General features: G+C 54.2%; 17 protein-coding genes and 1 pseudogene. 8 read left to right on the top strand and 10 right to left on the bottom strand.

What is annotated here, in order from left to right; all coding sequences use genetic code 11:
• Positions 1-47 precede the first annotated feature (47 nt).
• On the bottom strand, positions 48-980 hold the full coding sequence (gene arcC, locus G8S19_RS19565) for a carbamate kinase (protein ID WP_048212833.1): 933 nt from the start codon (positions 978-980) through the stop codon (positions 48-50).
• Positions 981-989: 9 nt separating this feature from the next.
• Positions 990-2,210 carry an arginine deiminase gene (gene arcA, locus G8S19_RS19560; RefSeq protein ID WP_048212832.1) on the bottom strand — a complete coding sequence of 407 codons (1,221 nt, stop codon included), beginning with the start codon at positions 2,208-2,210 and terminating at the stop codon, positions 990-992.
• Positions 2,211-2,882: 672 nt separating this feature from the next.
• Here arcA and G8S19_RS19555 point away from each other — a divergent pair.
• Positions 2,883-3,335 (top strand): YhcH/YjgK/YiaL family protein, encoded by a 453-nt coding sequence (locus tag G8S19_RS19555; RefSeq protein WP_181825796.1) that lies wholly within the window; start codon positions 2,883-2,885, stop codon positions 3,333-3,335.
• A gap of 106 nt (positions 3,336-3,441) precedes the next feature.
• On the opposite strand, the gene argF is transcribed toward G8S19_RS19555, so the two are convergent.
• Entirely contained in the window at positions 3,442-4,446 is a 1,005-nt protein-coding gene (gene argF, locus G8S19_RS19550; protein WP_116361069.1) for an ornithine carbamoyltransferase, read from the bottom strand.
• Positions 4,416-4,511, bottom strand: a complete 96-nt coding sequence (locus tag G8S19_RS22535; protein ID WP_371414776.1) for a hypothetical protein — start codon at positions 4,509-4,511, stop codon at positions 4,416-4,418. The genes argF and G8S19_RS22535 overlap by 31 nt, the downstream gene beginning before the upstream one ends.
• A 98-nt stretch (positions 4,512-4,609) precedes the next feature.
• On the opposite strand from G8S19_RS22535, the gene rraB reads away from it, so the two are divergent.
• The 3 genes from rraB (at position 4,610) to G8S19_RS19535 (ending at position 6,840) form a co-directional block, all read left to right on the top strand.
• Positions 4,610-5,035 carry a ribonuclease E inhibitor RraB gene (gene rraB / locus G8S19_RS19545; protein WP_003025845.1) on the top strand — a complete coding sequence of 142 codons (426 nt, stop codon included), beginning with the start codon at positions 4,610-4,612 and terminating at the stop codon, positions 5,033-5,035.
• Between the two features lie 51 nt (positions 5,036-5,086).
• Positions 5,087-5,845: a tRNA isopentenyl-2-thiomethyl-A-37 hydroxylase MiaE gene (gene miaE, locus G8S19_RS19540; protein WP_253685764.1), complete on the top strand. Its 759-nt coding sequence runs from the start codon at positions 5,087-5,089 to the stop codon at positions 5,843-5,845.
• 164 nt (positions 5,846-6,009) lie between these two features.
• The gene (locus G8S19_RS19535) at positions 6,010-6,840 is read left to right on the top strand and encodes a topoisomerase II (RefSeq protein WP_181825795.1); all 831 of its coding nucleotides are present in this window, start codon (positions 6,010-6,012) and stop codon (positions 6,838-6,840) included.
• 25 nt (positions 6,841-6,865) lie between these two features.
• On the opposite strand, the gene G8S19_RS19530 is transcribed toward G8S19_RS19535, so the two are convergent.
• The 4 genes from G8S19_RS19530 to pepA form a co-directional block, all read right to left on the bottom strand.
• On the bottom strand, positions 6,866-7,369 hold the full coding sequence (locus G8S19_RS19530) for a GNAT family N-acetyltransferase (protein WP_003025856.1): 504 nt from the start codon (positions 7,367-7,369) through the stop codon (positions 6,866-6,868).
• A 219-nt stretch (positions 7,370-7,588) separates the two neighbouring features.
• Positions 7,589-10,444, bottom strand: coding sequence for a valine--tRNA ligase (locus tag G8S19_RS19525; protein WP_253685762.1), 2,856 nt, complete (start codon positions 10,442-10,444; stop codon positions 7,589-7,591).
• Entirely contained in the window at positions 10,444-10,887 is a 444-nt protein-coding gene (gene holC / locus G8S19_RS19520) for a DNA polymerase III subunit chi (protein ID WP_048212826.1), read from the bottom strand. The genes G8S19_RS19525 and holC overlap by 1 nt, the downstream gene beginning before the upstream one ends.
• Before the next feature lie 195 nt (positions 10,888-11,082).
• Entirely contained in the window at positions 11,083-12,594 is a 1,512-nt protein-coding gene (pepA, locus tag G8S19_RS19515; RefSeq protein ID WP_005134172.1) for a leucyl aminopeptidase, read from the bottom strand.
• A gap of 153 nt (positions 12,595-12,747) precedes the next feature.
• On the opposite strand from pepA, the gene G8S19_RS19510 reads away from it, so the two are divergent.
• The 4 genes and pseudogenes from G8S19_RS19510 to G8S19_RS22530 all read left to right on the top strand — a co-directional run.
• Positions 12,748-12,798, top strand: a complete 51-nt coding sequence (locus G8S19_RS19510) for a hypothetical protein (RefSeq protein WP_253686651.1) — start codon at positions 12,748-12,750, stop codon at positions 12,796-12,798.
• 62 nt (positions 12,799-12,860) lie between these two features.
• The gene (gene lptF, locus G8S19_RS19505) at positions 12,861-13,961 is read left to right on the top strand and encodes an LPS export ABC transporter permease LptF (protein ID WP_048212825.1); all 1,101 of its coding nucleotides are present in this window, start codon (positions 12,861-12,863) and stop codon (positions 13,959-13,961) included.
• Entirely contained in the window at positions 13,961-15,043 is a 1,083-nt protein-coding gene (lptG, locus tag G8S19_RS19500) for an LPS export ABC transporter permease LptG (protein WP_048212824.1), read from the top strand. Before lptF ends, lptG begins: the two co-directional genes overlap by 1 nt.
• 15 nt (positions 15,044-15,058) lie before the next feature.
• Positions 15,059-15,137: pseudogene (locus G8S19_RS22530) on the top strand (hypothetical protein); the annotation flags it as partial.
• Between the two features lie 11 nt (positions 15,138-15,148).
• Here G8S19_RS22530 and G8S19_RS19495 read toward each other — a convergent pair.
• Positions 15,149-16,651: a helicase HerA-like C-terminal domain-containing protein gene (locus G8S19_RS19495; RefSeq protein WP_048213481.1), complete on the bottom strand. Its 1,503-nt coding sequence runs from the start codon at positions 16,649-16,651 to the stop codon at positions 15,149-15,151.
• A gap of 79 nt (positions 16,652-16,730) precedes the next feature.
• Complete coding sequence (locus tag G8S19_RS19490; RefSeq protein ID WP_048212823.1) at positions 16,731-17,729, bottom strand: LacI family DNA-binding transcriptional regulator; 999 nt, start codon at positions 17,727-17,729, stop codon at positions 16,731-16,733.
• Positions 17,730-17,781: the final 52 nt, after the last annotated feature.

Raw genomic sequence — 17,781 nt, 5'->3', positions numbered from 1 at the left:
CTTATGTAGGCCGGATAAGGCGCAGCCGCCATCCGGCAAAAAAAGCCCTAAGCGTGAGCGTCGGTGGTTTCGAGACGAATGAGCGTGCCTTTGTCGCCGGCGAGAATGGCCGGACCGTCGGCCAGTGAACCGATGCCAGCAATCCCCCGACAGTGAGAGACGAATTCCGCGCAGGCGGTGACTTTGGGGCCCATTGAACCGGCGTCGAATTGCATTTCACCGAGCAGTTCCGGGGTGACCTGGGCCAGCGGGCGCTGGGTAGGTTTGCCCCAGTCGAGGTACACGGCGTCAGCATCGGTGAGGATCAACAACGCATCGGCATGGAGTTGGCGGGCGAGCAGGGCGGCGGAGAGATCCTTGTCGATCACTGCTTCAATGCCGTGGAAGCCATCGGCTTTTTCCACCACCGGTACGCCGCCACCGCCGTTGCAAATCACCAGATGATCGCGGGCGATCAATGTGCGAATAGCATCACTTTCAACGATACGTTTGGGTTGTGGAGAGGGCACAACGCGACGGAACGCTTTACCATCGGCTTTGAAAATCCAGCCCTTTTCCGCGTGTAGCGTTTTAGCCTGATCGTTGTCGTAAATCGGTCCGATATATTTGGTCGGATTACTGAAGGCTGGATCGTGGGCATCGACTTCAACCTGAGTCAGCAGGACGCTAATTTCACGTTGCGGCAGCTGGTTTTTCAGGGCTTGTTGCAGCATATAGCCAATCATTCCCTGACTTTCCGCACCGAGAATGTCGAGCGGATAAGGGGTAACGCGGTCATAAGCGCTGTTCTGTAACGCCAAAAGTCCAACCTGTGGGCCATTGCCATGCACAAGAATCACGCGCCATTGCTGCGTAAGCTGAGCGATAGTTTTTGCCGCCAGCTCAATATTCTTGCGCTGGATGTCAGCTTCCAGCGGTTCACCGCGTTTGAGCAGCGCATTGCCGCCCAATGCCACAACCAGGGTAGGTTTGTTTTCCATAACGTCTCCTTAAATACCGTCGCGTTCCAGTGGGCAGCTCATGCAGCGCGCGCCGCCGCGTCCGCGTCCCAGTTCGTCGCCAGGAATGGGTAAAACGGTGATACCGGCTTTGTCGTATTTTTCGTTGGTCCAGATGTTGCGCTCGTAGCCCACCACCACGCCGGGGCGCAGTGTCAGGACGTTGTTGGCGTCGTTCCACTGTTCGCGTTCAGCTTCGAAGGCGTCGCCACCGGTGGTGATCAGCGTGATTTGGTCGAGGCCCAGCGCTTTTTCGAGGGCGTGTACCAGCGTACTTTCCTGGGTGCGTTTCAGGCCGCCGCGCCCGTCTGGCGTCAGGGTCCAGCACTGGACATCCGGGCGTACCACTTCCGGGTAGACGGAGAAGGTATCGATATCGATGTGGGTCATGACGGTATCGAGGTGCATACAGGAGCGATGTTTCGGCAGTTCAACCGCGATGACGCGTTCAGCCTGGCGATGCTTAAACAGCGACTGGGCAAGGAACTCAATGCCCTGCGGCGTGGTGCGTTCCGACATACCGATGAGTACCGCGCCGCGACCAATCACCAGCACATCGCCACCTTCTAATGTGGCGTGGTCGTAATTAATATTTTCATCGCCGAAATATTTAATAAATTCACCATCGGCAAATTGTGGATGCCAACGGTAAATTGCTCGCAGGTTATTGGTTTCCCGCTGGCGTGCGGTTTTTGCCATCGGGTTAATGGATACACCGTTATATATCCAACAAGAGGTATCGCGAGTAAATAGGTGGTTGGGTAATGGCTTCATAATAAAGTCATTAATATCGTGAGTATCGACCACCATATTTTTGATGGAGGCAGGAATTTCCCCGTAGGTTAGCCCGCCGCTTAAATGCCGGGCGAGTTCCCGGTGCTGCATATCTGCAAGCCATGCGCGAATATCGGTAGCGAAAGCGGGGCCAAGGCGATAATCAGAGATTTGTGTCTCCAGCAGCCAGCCTTTGGCATCCGGGACATCTAAGGTTTGTGTCAATAAATCAGTGAGTAACAGAACCTCAATCCCTTGCTGACGTAACGTGTTGGCGAAAATGTCATGTTCTTCTCCTGCACGTTCTACCGAAAGAACATCATCAAAAAGCAGTTCCTGACAATTTGATGGCGTCAGCCTTTTTAAGCTGAGGTTAGGGCGATGTAGCATTACGCTACGTAATTGACCGATTTCAGACCCGACATAATGCTTTTCCATCATTATTCCTTTAATACGATTTTAAAAAATAAAGAGGAGGTGCCTGCAAATAATATTTATTGCAGTCATGATTTTTCAGCTGATTTCAGAATCTATATTTAGATCTTATTTGATGAGGAAATGTGATTTATTTCACAGTCAGGTCGATGGTTGGCTTTTGTTGTTTAATTTATGAGATGGCTCTGAGAATTAACAAAATAAAAATGCGAATAATTGAATTACTACGCGGGAATATGTCTTGTTATTTATCGGTGTTAATTTTATGTACACTTTTAGTGTGCTGTAATATAAGTAATGCATTGATTTATTTGTGCTTTTTTTTGCGTGGTGAATTATTATGCGAATATATGATTTTATTATTTGCGCGGTAAAGTTTATTTCAAAATAAATATGACGATGAAGAAGGATAGCGAAGGAGAGGTGAACTGTGATCTATAGCTGGTTTTTCTAATAAAACTTTTAATAACAGTATGTTACTGATCAGATTGAAAAAGGGTAGCCGAAAGTTATGCAAAGTTTATGCATAACCTGTTGCTGAGAGTTAGCAATTATTTAACACCATCAGCGATAAACATGCGTTGACGCAAAATATCGGCAAATAGCAGTAGTATGGCAGGCCGTTTTTTCGTATAACAACTAAAATGAAACGATGTTTTAATTAAGGGGTTTGAGATGATTGTTGGCAATATTCACAACCTGGATGCCTGGCTGCCGGAAGAGCTGCGTCAGGCAATTGAACACATTAAAGTGCATGTGACGGATGCGACGGAAAAAGGTAAGCACGACATCGACGGCGATCGCCTGTTTTATCTGATTGCTGAAGATATGACGGAGCCGTTTGCACAGCGCCGCGCCGAATATCACGCTCGCTATCTGGATATTCAGATCCTGCTCAAAGGCCAGGAAGGAATGACCTTCAGCACGCAGCCTGCGGGCGCGCCGGAAACTGACTGGCTGGCGGATAAAGATATCGCCTTCCTGCCGGAAGGGGTACAGGAGAAAACGGTGGTGCTGAACGAAGGTGATTTCGTGGTGTTCTATCCGGGTGAAGTGCATAAACCGCTGTGCGCGGTCGGTGCTCCAGCGCTGGTACGCAAAGCTGTGGTGAAAATGCGGGTAGCATAAGCGTGATTGCCGGGTGCGGCTACGCCTTACCCGGCTTACGGGAGCACGGTTGTAGGCCGGATAAGATGCTTAGCATCGCCATCCGGCATTCTTTTCATCCATGCCCTCACTTCGCCAGCGTCGCCACCATCACCGCTTTGATGGTGTGCATCCGGTTTTCCGCCTGATCAAATACGATGCTGGCGGGTGATTCAAAGACCTCATCAGTCACTTCCATACCGCCGTGCAGACCATATTCCTGTGCCATTTGTTTGCCAAGCGTGGTTTGATCGTCATGAAACGCGGGCAGGCAGTGCAGGAATTTCACCTGTGGATTGCCGGTCAACGCCATCATCGTGCTATTAACCTGGTACTTACGCAGCAGCGCAATACGTTCGGCCCACTTCTCTTTTGCTTCGCCCATTGATACCCAGACGTCGGTATAGATAAAGTCCGCACCTTTCACGCCCGCGGCGACATCTTCGGTCAGCGTAATATTGCCGCCGTTTTTCTGTGCCAGCGCTTTGCACTCTGCAACCAGACTTTCCTCTGGCCAGCAGGCCTGCGGTGCGACCAGGCGCAGATCCAGCCCGGTTAACGCAGCGGCTTCCAGCATGGAATTGCCCATATTGTTGCGGGCATCACCGGTGTAGACCAGCGTCATCTCATTAAACGCTTTACCCGGCAGGTGTTCCTGCATAGTTAACAGATCCGCCAGCAGCTGGGTGGGATGAAACTCGTTGGTTAATCCGTTCCACACTGGAACTCCGGCATATTCCGCCAGCGTCTCGACAATCTCCTGGCCGTGGCCCCGATACTGAATACCGTCGTACATGCGGCCGAGCACGCGGGCGGTGTCTTTGATCGACTCTTTATGGCCAATCTGGCTGCCGCTTGGCCCGAGATACGTCACGCGCGCGCCCTGATCGTATGCGGCAACTTCGAAAGAGCAACGGGTGCGGGTTGAGTCTTTTTCGAAGATGAGCGCGATGTTTTTACCGGTGAGTTTAGCGACCTCAGTACCGTTGTTCTTATCCGCCTTAAGCTGCGCGGCGAGCTGGAGCAGTGACGTGAGTTCAGCAGAGGTGAAATCAAGCAGTTTCAAAAAGTGCTTCTGATAAAACGCAGACATGGTTCCCTCACATGGCTTAGGCCATTTATTGAATTAAAATTCAATTTATATGGATGTTTATTCATTTGCAACCTTGTTTAACAAATCTTTCCTGGAAAGGTGGAGGCAATGACAGCGGTATGTGACAATAAGAGTATCGGCAGGACATTATGAGGAACGATCCATGGCAAACCCGGAACTACTGGAAGAACAGCGTGAAGAAACGCGCTTGATTATTGAAGAGTTACTCGAAGATGGCAGCGATCCAGACGCGCTGTACACCATTGAGCATCACCTTTCCGCGGATGACTTCGAAACCCTGGAAAAAGCGGCAGTAGAAGCCTTCAAGCTGGGTTATGAAGTGACCGAGCCGGAAGAGCTGGAAGTGGAAGAAGGCGACACGGTTATTTGCTGTGACATCCTGAGCGAATGTGCACTGAATGCGGAGTTGATCGATGCTCAGGTTGAGCAGCTGATGAACCTGGCTGAAAAATATGATGTGGAATACGACGGTTGGGGCACCTATTTTGAAGACCCGAACGGCGAAGAAGGTGAAGACGGCGACGATGAAGATCTCGTCGACGAAGATGATGACGGCGTGCGTCACTAAGTCATCTACTGACCTGCGGTAGCCCAGGCTGCCGCAGGCCAAGGACAATGTATGGATTACCTGCAAATACTCTCCCCGATCCACAATTTCCTGCACTGTAAAACGCCCCAGGCCTGGCTTGATAAAGCGCGAGACCCGGCTAATCTGCCTCTGTTATTGACCGACCACCTCGTCTGTGAGCTGAAAGCAGCGCAAACGGCGATGCTGCTGGTGCGTAAGTATGTCGCAGATAAACAGGGATCTCAGGCGCTGCTGGACTGGCTGAAACCCTATGAAGCGTTTGCTTTCAGAGAAGGGGATGAGCCGGATTTTATCTCGCTGAATAAACAGATAAGCAAAAGCGTGATGCCGCAAACCGACGACCCGTGGGGACGCAAGCTTATCGACAGCATGGTTTTGCTGATCAAGGAAGAACTGCATCATTTCTGGCAGGTGCGTGAGGCGATGATGAGTCGCAACATTCCCTATATTAAGATTACCGCCAGCCGTTACGCCAAAGGCATGCTCAAAGAGGTGCGCACCCACGAGCCGCTGACGTTAATCGATAAACTGATTTGCGGGGCTTACATTGAGGCGCGTTCCTGTGAACGGTTCGCCGCGCTCGCACCGTATCTGGATGACGATTTGCAGGCGTTTTATCTGTCGCTGCTGCGATCCGAGGCACGCCATTATCAGGATTACCTGGCGCTGGCGCAGCAGGTTTCAACCGATGATATCAGTAGCCGGGTGCGGTTTTTTGGCGAAGTAGAAGCCGCGTTAATCACCTCTCCTGACGATGAATTCCGCTTTCACAGCGGTGTGCCAGTTTAGTTCCTTTCTTTGACGCGCGGTGTCCATCGCCGCGCGGTTTAATCCTTCCTGTTTCTGTTAGCAAAATCTGGTGGCTGGAAATAGCTCGCTGCTGCCGTAATAATCAAAACATCGAAGGGGAAATATATCCCTGTAACAGAGATGATTTGGCATAAGGATGGTTAATGAACTGGGCACACGTTTTGTTGGCAGGTTATATCGGGGCGGTGATTGCTATCGTCGTCGGCATGTTTCGCAAAAAAGGCTGGCTGGGCAAGGTCTCTGGCGCGGTGGTCTTTGTGGTGGCGATTATCGCGTGGAATCTGTTTGATGTGCACTACCTGATCCCACGCGAAAGCCCGGATTATGGTCTGACGGATGCGCAGAAATTTGAAAACGCGATGCTGTCCATGCCCGTTTATCAGGTGCTTAAGGAGCAGGAGCCAGCGCTGTGGCAGAACATCCTCACCCAGGCAACGCAGTTGAAGGAGGCGGGGAAAAGCGAGCAACAGATTATCGACGCTATTCAGCCGCAGATCCTACAGGTACAGATGGCGCGTTTGCAGCAGGCGCCTGATGCCAACGTGATCGAGTATATGAAGATTAATCTCGAGCAGATTGCCGCGGTGGCAAAAGTGGGCAATGACGAATGTTTTCGCTTTTTGTTCCCGGCTGTGAAAGGCGGGATTAACCCGGTGCGTATTATTCCGCGCGAGCTCATGAACCGTCGTATGGCCAGCGACATGAGTATGATGCACGCGGCTTATGGCCCGAACAAACATACGGTTACGACCGAGGAAAAACAGCTGGCTCTGCAGGATTTACAAGCGATCAGCCCCGGACTGGTGCAACGCTATGGGGATGATATTCAGATTATGGCCGACCCGAATAAAGGGATCGGCAAAGAGAAGATCGCCTGTGAGATTGTGCAGGATCTCTGGACGCAGGTGCTGAAGCTGCCAACCGCTCGCGCGGCTGGTGTTATTCGACTGATGCTCTCAGCCGAAATGCAGTAAAGCAGAAATGCTCCTTTGCCTGACGTCAGAGGGGCTTTAACATCCTGACTTCGCAATCGACGTGGCCGGTGCAGCCGAGCGCCTCACTGATGTGCTCAAACCCTAAATGTTCATACAGACGAATAGCTTCGGTCAGAAACGCGGTGGTTTCCAGATAGCACTGCTTAAAACCCTGCTCGCGGGCATGTTCAAGTGCCATCAGCGCCAGCTTTTTCGCCAGCCCCTGACCGCGCGCGCTCGACAGGAAGTACATCTTTTGCAGCTCGCAAATGTCTGGTTCACTACATCCTAACGGTGCAACACCGCCGCCGCCCACGACTTCACCGTTTTGCTCAACCACCCAGTAGGCCGCGCCCGGCTGGCTGTAAACCTGGAACAATTCGTCCAGATTAGGGTCGGCAACGGTGTAGCCTTTATCGGCGGTCAGGCCGTATTCAGCGGAAACTTTGCGGATAACGCGGGCAATTGCGGCGTTATCATCGGCAGAAATTCGGCGCAGCGTTGCCGCGACGGAGGTAATGGCACTCATAGCGAACTCATGACATAAAAGTGAGACATATGCAGTTAATACCACTGCGGTGAGGGGAAGCGCAAGCGAGGATAATTCAAGAAAAAGCCTCTGAGCGAGAACGCCAGAGGCTTTTATCGTCTGTGGTGTCGGATGCGCTACGCTTATCCGACCTACGTTGACGGTGCCCGTAGGCCGGAAAAGCGCAAGCGCCATCCGGCAAACGTATGGGCACGATTTTTACAGCGCGGCGATAACTGCCTGCTGCTCAATCAGCTTCGCTTTGGCTTCTGCGTAACCGTCCAGCTTCTCACGCTCTTTGGCGATGACCGCTTCAGGGGCGCGAGCAACGAAACCTTCGTTGGAGAGCTTGCCTTCGATACGGGCAATCTCACCTTCGATTTTCGCCACTTCTTTCGCCAGACGCGCCAGTTCATCTTCTTTGTTGATGAGACCTGCCATTGGGATCAGCAGCTCGGCGCCGTCGATGATTTTGGTCACCGAAACCGGACCTTTATCATCGGCAGGCAGCACGGTGATGCTTTCCAGACGCGCCAGGTTCAGCAGGAAGCTCTTGTTGTCGTTGACACGACGCATTGCATCCGCGCTGCAACCACGCAGCAACAGCTCCAGCGGTTTGCCTGGGGCAATGTTCATTTCCGCGCGGATGTTACGTACGGCAACGATCGCCTGCTTCAGCCATTCGGTATCAGCCAGTGCCGCTTCATCAACCTGAGCCGCGTTATATTCCGGGAACGGCTGCAGCATGATGGTATCTGCGGTGTTGCCACAAATCACTTTCACGCGCTGCCAGATGGTTTCGGTAATGAATGGAATGATCGGGTGCGCCAGGCGCAGCAGGCCTTCCAGCACGGTCACCAGCGTATTACGGGTGCCGCGCAGTTCAGCATCAGTTCCTCCGGTCATTACCGGCTTGGTCAGCTCCAGATACCAGTCGCAGAACTGGTTCCAGGTGAACTCGTACAGAATGCCCGCGGCGATATCGAAGCGGAAGTTATCCAGCGCTTCGCGGTACGCTTTGATGGTCTGGTTGAATTCAGCGAGGATCCAGCGGTCGGCCAGAGACAGGGTCATTTCGCCGCCGTTGAAGCCGCAATCCTGATCTTCGGTGTTCATCAGCACGAAGCGGCTGGCGTTCCACAGCTTGTTACAGAAGTTACGGTAACCTTCCAGACGCTTCATATCCCAGTTGATGTCGCGGCCGGTAGAGGCCAGCGCCGCCAGGGTGAAACGCAGGGCGTCGGTGCCGTGCGGCTCGATGCCGTTCGGGAACTGCTTCTCGGTGCGCTTGGCGATCTTCTCGGCCAGCTGCGGCTGCATCATGTTGCCGGTACGTTTTTCCAGCAGCTCCGGCAGCGAGATACCGTCGACCATATCCAGCGGGTCAATCACGTTGCCCTTGGATTTGGACATCTTCTGGCCTTCGTCGTCACGGATCAGACCGGTCATGTAGACGGTATGGAACGGAACCTGCGGCTTGCCGTTTTCATCTTTGATGAAGTGCATGGTCATCATGATCATGCGGGCAATCCAGAAGAAGATGATGTCGAAGCCGGAAACCATCACGCTGGTGGGGTGGAACTGACGCAGCGCGTCGGTGTTTTCCGGCCAGCCGAGGGTAGAGAAGGTCCACAGCGCGGAGGAGAACCAGGTATCCAGAACGTCTTCGTCCTGACGAAGCTGAACGTCGGCGCCGAGGTTGTTTTCCTGACGCACTTCGTCTTCGGTGCGGCCAACGTAGACGTTGCCGTCGTTGTCATACCATGCCGGGATACGGTGACCCCACCACAGCTGACGGGAAATACACCAGTCCTGAATATCGCGCATCCAGGAGAAGTACATGTTTTCGTACTGCTTCGGTACGAACTGGATGTCGCCGTTCTCAACCGCTTTAACCGCCGGTTTTGCCAGCACGTCGGCACGGACGTACCACTGGTCGGTCAGCATCGGTTCGATAACCACGCCGCCACGGTCGCCGTAAGGAACGGTCAGATCGTGAGGTTTGATCTCTTCCAGCAGGCCCATCGCATCGATGGCAGCGACGATCGCTTTACGCGCGGCAAAGCGTTCCAGCTTCTGGAATTCAGCCGGGATAGCGTTGGAGTAAACGTCAGACTCTTCACCTTTGGTGTCATACACTTCCGCGGTTTCGCGGATGTCGCCATCAAAGGTCAGAATGTTAATCATTGGCAGGGCGTGACGACGGCCGACTTCATAGTCGTTAAAGTCGTGCGCAGGGGTGATCTTCACGCAGCCGGTGCCTTTTTCCATATCGGCGTGTTCGTCGCCCACGATAGGAATACGGCGGTCAACCAGCGGCAGCATGACGAATTTGCCGATCAGATCTTTATAACGTGGATCTTCCGGGTTCACGGCTACGCCGGTGTCGCCCAGAATGGTTTCCGGACGGGTGGTCGCCACGACCAGGTAATCTTTACCGTCTGCGGTTTTCGCGCCGTCGGCCAGCGGATAGCGGATGTGCCACATGGAGCCTTTAGACTCGCGGTTTTCCACTTCCAGGTCAGAAATAGCGGTGCGCAGTTTCGGGTCCCAGTTGACCAGACGCTTGCCACGGTAAATCAGGTCTTCTTTGTACAGGCGAACGAAGACTTCTTTCACGGCATTGGAAAGGCCTTCGTCCATGGTGAAGCGCTCGCGCTCCCAGTCAACGGAGTTGCCGAGACGGCGCATCTGACGGGTAATGGTGCCGCCGGATTCCGCTTTCCACTGCCAAATTTTGTCGATAAACGCTTCGCGACCGTAGTCGTGACGGGTTTTACCTTCTTCAGCGGCAATCTTACGTTCAACCACCATCTGGGTTGCGATACCCGCGTGGTCGGTACCGGCCTGCCACAGGGTGTTTTTGCCCTGCATGCGCTGGTAGCGAATCATGGTATCCATGATGGTTTGCTGGAAAGCATGACCCATATGCAAACTGCCGGTGACGTTCGGCGGCGGGATCATGATGCAGAAGGACTCTTTGCTTTCATCGCCGTTAGGTTTGAAATAGCCCTGCTTTTCCCAGTGCTCGTAAAGCGGCTGTTCGATATCTTGTGGGTTGTATGTCTTTTCCATTATTTCCAGGTTGCCGTATTCAGGTTAAAACCAGCCACGCGGTAAGCTTTGTAGCGATCGCGTGCCGATTGTTTCAAAGAATCTTCGTAAGGAACGAAGTCTATCACTTCTGTGAAAGCGGTGGCAAAATCTGCAAAGCCAACGCGTAAACTGATAAGCAGGTCGCGCGGGCTGCTGTTGCGTTTTTCCGGCCAGGCAATCTCTACCGGGGCGCCGCCTCTGGGGCCTTCACCCGCCAGATTATGTGGAACAAAGCTTTCTGCCGGTCTTGCCCACAGGGCTTCATCCAGTCGCAGAGCCTGCTTTTCGTTTTCACAGGCGATCAGCACACGCTTGCCAGCCCGCCAACGTTCTGCGGCAATTTCACACACCAGTTGTTCAACGGCGCTGAGGCCGTCGATGGTGTTGTCATTGTCCAGAATATAAAAGGTCGCATTCCTCATATCTATACCCGTCGTCTTTCAAGTTGCCTCATTGTTGGCTGCTGCCTTCACGCACCCCAGTCACATAGTAAACTATGCTCCTGGGGATTTGCTCAGTTGCCGCCGCGATGCAACTCGAAATCCATAGGGTATAGAATTCTTATTGCTCGATCTTGTAGGCCGGAAAAGCGCAGCGCCATCCGGCAATCATGCAAACTACTCTTCGCCGTTAAAACCGGCACGATTGAGCAGGAACTGCGACAGCAGCGCCACCGGACGACCAGTTGCGCCTTTGGCTTTCCCGGAACGCCATGCGGTGCCGGCGATGTCCAGGTGCGCCCAGTTATACTTACGGGTAAAGCGCGACAGGAAGCAGCCTGCGGTAATGGCTCCACCAGGACGTCCGCCAATGTTCGCCATATCCGCAAAGTTGGACTCCAGCTGTTCCTGGAACTCATCACCCAGCGGCAGACGCCATGCGCGATCGCCAGCCTGCTCGGACGCGCCGATCAGCTCATGCGCCAGCGGGTTGTGGTTCGACATCAGGCCGGTGATGTGATGGCCCAGCGCAATCACGCACGCGCCGGTCAGGGTCGCGACGTCAATCACCGCTTCCGGCTCAAAGCGTTCGACGTAGGTTAACACGTCGCACAGCACCAGACGGCCTTCGGCGTCGGTATTGAGCACTTCAACGGTCTGCCCGGACATAGTGGTCAGCACATCGCCTGGGCGATACGCGCGGCCACCCGGCATGTTTTCGCAGCCCGCCAGTACGCCGACGACGTTGATGGGTAGTTGAAGCTCGGCCACCATGCGCATTACGCCGTACACTGCCGCCGCGCCGCACATGTCGTACTTCATCTCATCCATGCCTTCGGCTGGTTTGATGGAGATACCGCCGGAGTCGAAGGTTAACCCTTTACCGACCAGCACAATCGGACGCGCGTCTTCGGACGGGTTGCCTTTGTACTCGATGACTGACATCAGCGACTCGTTCTGCGAACCGTGACCGACGGCGAGATAAGAGTGCATACCCAGCTCTTTCATCTGCTGCTCGCCGATCACGCGGGTCACAACATTTTTGCTGTAGCTGTCTGCCAGCTGACGCGCCTGAGAAGCCAGATAGGCAGCGTTACAAATATTTGGCGGCATATTGCCGAGATCTTTCGCTGCTTTAATACCGGCGGCGATCGCCAGACCATGCTGAATAGCACGCTCGCCGCTGGTCAGCTCACGGCGGGTCGGTACGTTGAAGACCATTTTACGCAACGGGCGGCGCGGCTCGCTTTTGTTGGTCTTCAACTGGTCAAAGCTGTACAGCGTTTCCTGGGCCGTCTCAACGGCCTGACGCACTTTCCAGTAGTTATTGCGCCCTTTGACGTGCAGCTCAGTCAGGAAGCAGACGGCTTCCATTGAGCCAGTATCATTCAGCGTATTGATGGTTTTCTGAATGACCTGCTTGTACTGGCGCTCATCAAGTTCACGCTCTTTGCCACAACCAATGAGGAGAATTCGCTCAGACAGAACGTTAGGAACATGGTGCAGCAACAGGGTTTGACCCGGTTTGCCTTCCAGTTCGCCACGACGCAGCAGTGCGCTGATGTACCCGTCGCTGATCTTGTCGAGCTGCTCTGCAATCGGAGAGAGGCGGCGTGGTTCAAAGACACCCACGACGATGCACGCACTCCGCTGTTTCTCCGGGCTACCGCTTTTTACACTGAACTCCATGCACTACGCTCCTGAATCTTAAAGACAACAGCGGTGGCTACGGATAGAATTGCAAGCTTTCGTAACTCATACCCGCTGTTGCGGTGACTTCGTGTTAATCTTAACGTTATTACGGCATTGGCACGTCAGAACAATTTCTGAGAGGTGGATCCGTTGAGTATAATGATCTTAGCGACGATTTCGACGGCTCAAGAGAATAAATGACGTTTAAGCCATGAAACAAGCTAAATTCCGGCAAAAGACGGGTTTTTACGGGCGTATTTAAAGTGATAATCATAAGATATCTGGTTCGGGAAACGCTCAAAAGCCAACTTGCGATCCTATTCATCCTGCTTTTGATCTTCTTTTGTCAAAAGTTAGTCAGGATCCTGGGTGCGGCTGTTGACGGTGATATCCCGGCGAATCTGGTGCTCTCGCTGCTGGGGCTGGGCGTGCCAGAAATGGCGCAACTTATCTTGCCCTTAAGCCTGTTCCTTGGGCTGCTAATGACGCTGGGCAAACTGTATACCGAAAGTGAAATTACGGTCATGCACGCCTGCGGGCTGAGCAAGGCTGTGCTGGTAAAAGCGGCGATGGTGCTGGCGTTGTTTACCAGTATCGTTGCGGCAGTCAACGTAATGTGGGCCGGGCCGTGGTCCTCCCGGCATCAGGATGAAGTGCTGGCGGAAGCAAAAGCGAACCCCGGCATGGCGGCGCTTGCTCAAGGGCAATTCCAGCAGGCAACGAACGGCAGTTCGGTGTTGTTTATCGAAAGTGTTGATGGTAGCAGCTTCAAAGATGTGTTCCTCGCGCAAATCCGCCCGAAAGGTAACGCCCGTCCTTCGGTGGTTGTGGCTGATTCCGGACATCTGACTCAGTTGCGTGACGGCTCTCAGGTCGTGGTGCTGAACAAAGGTACGCGTTTTGAAGGGACCGCGCTGCTGCGCGATTTCCGCATTACCGATTTCCAGGACTACCAGGCGATTATCGGCCATCAGGCCGTGGCGCTGGATCCCAACGATACCGACCAGATGGATATGCGCACACTGTGGAATACCGACAACGCTCGGGCCCGTGCGGAGCTGCACTGGCGTATCACATTGGTATTCACCGTATTTATGATGGCGCTGATGGTTGTCCCGCTGAGCGTGGTTAACCCGCGGCAGGGTCGCGTACTGTCCATGCTGCCAGCCATGCTGCTCTATTTGCTGTTCTTCCTGGTGCAGACGTCGCTGAAGTCGAACGGTGGCAAAGGTAAACTGGATCCGGTGTTCTGGATGTGGGTGGTAAACCTGGCCTATCTGGCGCTGGCGATTGTGCTTAACCTCTGGGATACGGTGCCGATGCGCCGCTTGCGTGCCCGTTTTATGCGTAAAGGAGCGGTATAATGCAGCCCTTTGGTGTACTTGACCGCTATATCGGTAAAACCATTTTTACCACCATCATGATGACGTTGTTCATGCTGGTGTCGCTCTCCGGGATCATCAAGTTTGTCGACCAGCTGAAAAAAGCCGGGCAGGGGAGCTACGATGCGATGGGCGCCGGGCTGTATACCCTGCTCAGCGCACCGAAAGATATCCAGATCTTCTTCCCGATGGCGGCGCTGCTGGGTGCGTTGTTGGGGCTGGGCATGTTGGCCCAGCGCAGTGAACTGGTGGTGATGCAGGCTTCCGGCTTTACCCGTATGCAGGTAGCGTTGTCGGTGATGAAAACCGCGATTCCGCTGGTGCTGCTGACGATGGCCATCGGGGAATGGGTGGCACCGCAGGGTGAACAGATGGCGCGTAACTACCGTGCGCAGCAGATGTACGGCGGCTCGCTGCTCTCTACCCAGCAAGGACTGTGGGCGAAAGATGGCGACAGCTTTGTTTACATCGAGCGAGTGAAAGGGGACGCCGAATTAGGCGGAATCAGCATTTACGCCTTTAACGACAAGCGTCGTTTGCAGTCCGTTCGCTATGCCGCCAGCGCGACGTTTGACCCGGAGCAGAAGGTCTGGCGTTTGTCGCAGGTGGATGAGTCCAACCTGACCGACCCGAAACAAATTACCGGTTCGCAGACGGTGAGCGGCACCTGGAAAACCAACCTTACGCCCGACAAGCTCGGCGTCGTGGCGTTGGATCCTGACGCGCTGTCGATTAGTGGTCTGCATAATTACGTGAAGTACCTGAAGTCGAGCGGCCAGGACGCCGGACGCTACCAGCTCAATATGTGGAGCAAAGTGTTCCAGCCGCTGTCAGTGGCGGTCATGATGCTGATGGCGCTGTCATTTATCTTCGGCCCGCTGCGTAGCGTGCCGATGGGTGTGCGTGTGGTGACGGGGATTAGCTTCGGTTTTGTGTTCTATGTGCTGGACCAAATCTTTGGCCCGCTGACGCTGGTGTACGGCATTCCGCCGATTATCGGCGCGCTGCTGCCAAGTGCCAGCTTCCTGCTGATTAGTCTGTGGCTGATGCTGCGTAGGTCGTAATCACAGTAAAGCGCAGTGCCTGATGGCGCTGCGCTTATCAGGCCTACCAGGGCCCGTAGGCCGGATAAGGCGTTTACGCCGCCATCCGGCACAGTAACACGGACACTAGCGTTTTCTCCCGCCCATCAAACTCCCCAACATGCCGCGGATTATCTGATTAGTGACCTGTCGCGCCGCGCTTTTCGCCACGCTCTGTACCACGCCATCGCGCTTGCCGCCGCGCGGTCCTGTGCTGCCAAACAAAATATCCTTCAACCCACCGAGAATACCGTCGTCAACCTCGACCGCTTTACCGTTGGCGGGAGGCGTATTTTGCTGCCCGGTGCTGGCTTGCACGCCTTGCTGTAAACGCTCATAGGCGGATTCGCGGTCGACCTCTTCCTCATATTTTCCGTACAGCGAAGAGTGATTAATCAGCCCGTTGCGCTCATCGTCCGTCACCGGCCCCATGCGGGAGCAGGGCGCAATCACCATTGCCCGCTCCACCACCGACGGGCTGCCTTTGGCGTCCAGGAACGACACCAGCGCCTCGCCGGTGCCCAGCTCCTGAATAGCTTTCTCGGTATCAAACGCCGGGTTGGCGCGCATGGTTTGCGCCGCGCTTTTCACCGCTTTCTGATCTTTCGGCGTGAACGCGCGCAGGGCGTGCTGCACGCGGTTACCCAACTGGCCAAGCACGTTGTCCGGAATATCCGACGGGTTTTGCGAGACGAACCACACACCGACCCCTTTCGAGCGGATCAGGCGGATCACCTGTTCGATTTTATCCAGCAGCACCTGCGGGGCGTCGTTGAACAGCAGATGCGCTTCATCAAAGAAGAACACCAGTTTTGGTTTTTCCAGATCGCCTGCTTCCGGCAGCTGTTCGTACAGTTCGGAGAGCATCCACAGCAGGCTGGCGGCGTACAGTTTGGGCATCTGGTAGAGCTTCTCGGCGCTGAGGATGTTGATCATCCCTTTGCCGCTGGCGTCGGTTCGCATCCAGTCTTTGATATCCAGCATCGGTTCGCCAAAGAAGTGCGCCGCGCCCTGTTGTTCCAGTGACAACAGTCCGCGCTGGATAGCGCCCACCGAGGCGCTACTGATGTTGCCGTACTGGTTCTGGAACGATTTAGCGTTATCGCCGATGTACTGCGTAATGGCCCGCAGATCTTTGAAATCCAGCAGCAACAGACCCTGGTCATCGGCAATACGGAAGATAATATCCAGCACGCCGGACTGCACGTCGTTGAGATTCAGCAGACGAGCCAGCAGCAGCGGCCCGAGATCAGATACCGTGGCCCGCACCGGGTGACCCTTTTCGCCAAAGATATCCCATACCGTGACCGGATTGGCATGCGGTTGCCAGTCGGTAATGCCGATGTTTTTCAGGCGGGCGAGCAGCTTTTCAGAGGATTGGCCTTCCTCGGCTACGCCGGTTAAGTCACCTTTCACATCGGCCATAAATACCGGTACGCCAATCCCGGACAGCGATTCGGCAAGCTTTTGTAACGTGACGGTTTTACCGGTTCCGGTCGCGCCGGTAATCAGCCCGTGACGGTTGGCCATGCCTGGCAGTAAAAACAGTTCGGTGTCCGGCGTGCGGGCAATTAGCAGGGGTGCGCTCATTGAGATTTCCTCCATTTATCCTGCCTGGAGTATAGGCAATGTCCATCAAAGAGAGTATGCGATGGCGAGAGAAAATGACTTAAAGCGTATTGCCGTGATAAATCTGATACCCAAGATCCACGGTGTTGTGGTTATGGTCGTTGTTCTTGATTTTGCTCAGCAACATCTGCGCCGCCATGCGGCCAATGTCAAAACGCGGGGTGATCACGCTGGCGAGGCTTGGGATCATCTGCCTGCCCATTTCCAGCCCGTGAAAACCGGCAATTGAGATCTGTTCCGGAACGGCCAGCTCGCGCTCGCGGCACAGCAGCAGCGCGCCCATCGCAATATCGTCGTTGGTGCAAAACACGCCGTCTACATCCGGATGCGCAGCCAGCGCGTCCCGCATCATCTGGGTGCCAAGATGAATGGACGAAATAGCGCGCGGATTGACGCGCAGCGGCACCAGACCCCGACGCGTCATGGCATCGCAGTAGCCGCGATAGCGTTGTTCATCGCGGACGTCGTCTTTCGAACCGAGATAGAGGATTTTGCGCCGCTGACGTTTATCCAGCATGGTGCTGACCATATCAAACGCCGCCTGACGGTTATCGAAACCTACTTCCATGTCCAGACGATCGCCCTGAATATCCATCAGCTCGACCACCGGAATGTTGGCTGAACGCAGAAATTTAACTGTGCGCAGAGTGTGATATTTCTCGGACAAAATAATGCCGTCGATATTGTACGACAGCAGGTTAATCACCGACTCTTCCTCTGATTCCCGGTCGTAATTGTAGTTGGCGATCAGCGTCTGATAGTTATGGTCCGAGGTGACTGACTCAATACCGGCCAGAATATCTGCGAACAACTGGTTTTGAAACGAGGGGATCAGCACGCCGAGCGTGTAGCTTTGCGCGTTCAGCAGCATCGCGGGCGCGCGGTTGGGGATGTAATTAATCTCCTCCATAATCTGCGCGATGCGTTCACCGGTTTCCTTTGCGACCTTTTTCGGCGAGCGAATGTAGCGGCTCACCGTCATTTTGGTCACGCCCGCCAGCGTGGCGATGTCTTGCAAAGAAATTCTGTGGTTCCTCATTTTCTCTCCAGTGCCGGGGAGCGCAGACCTGTGCTCCCCGGTGATGACCGTC

This window comes from Citrobacter sp. SX206 (assembly GCF_024181025.1).
GTDB classification, from domain to species: Bacteria; Pseudomonadota; Gammaproteobacteria; order Enterobacterales; family Enterobacteriaceae; genus Citrobacter; species Citrobacter youngae.
Note: the sequence above shows the minus strand (reverse complement) of the source record. Positions and strands in the feature narration are given on the sequence as shown.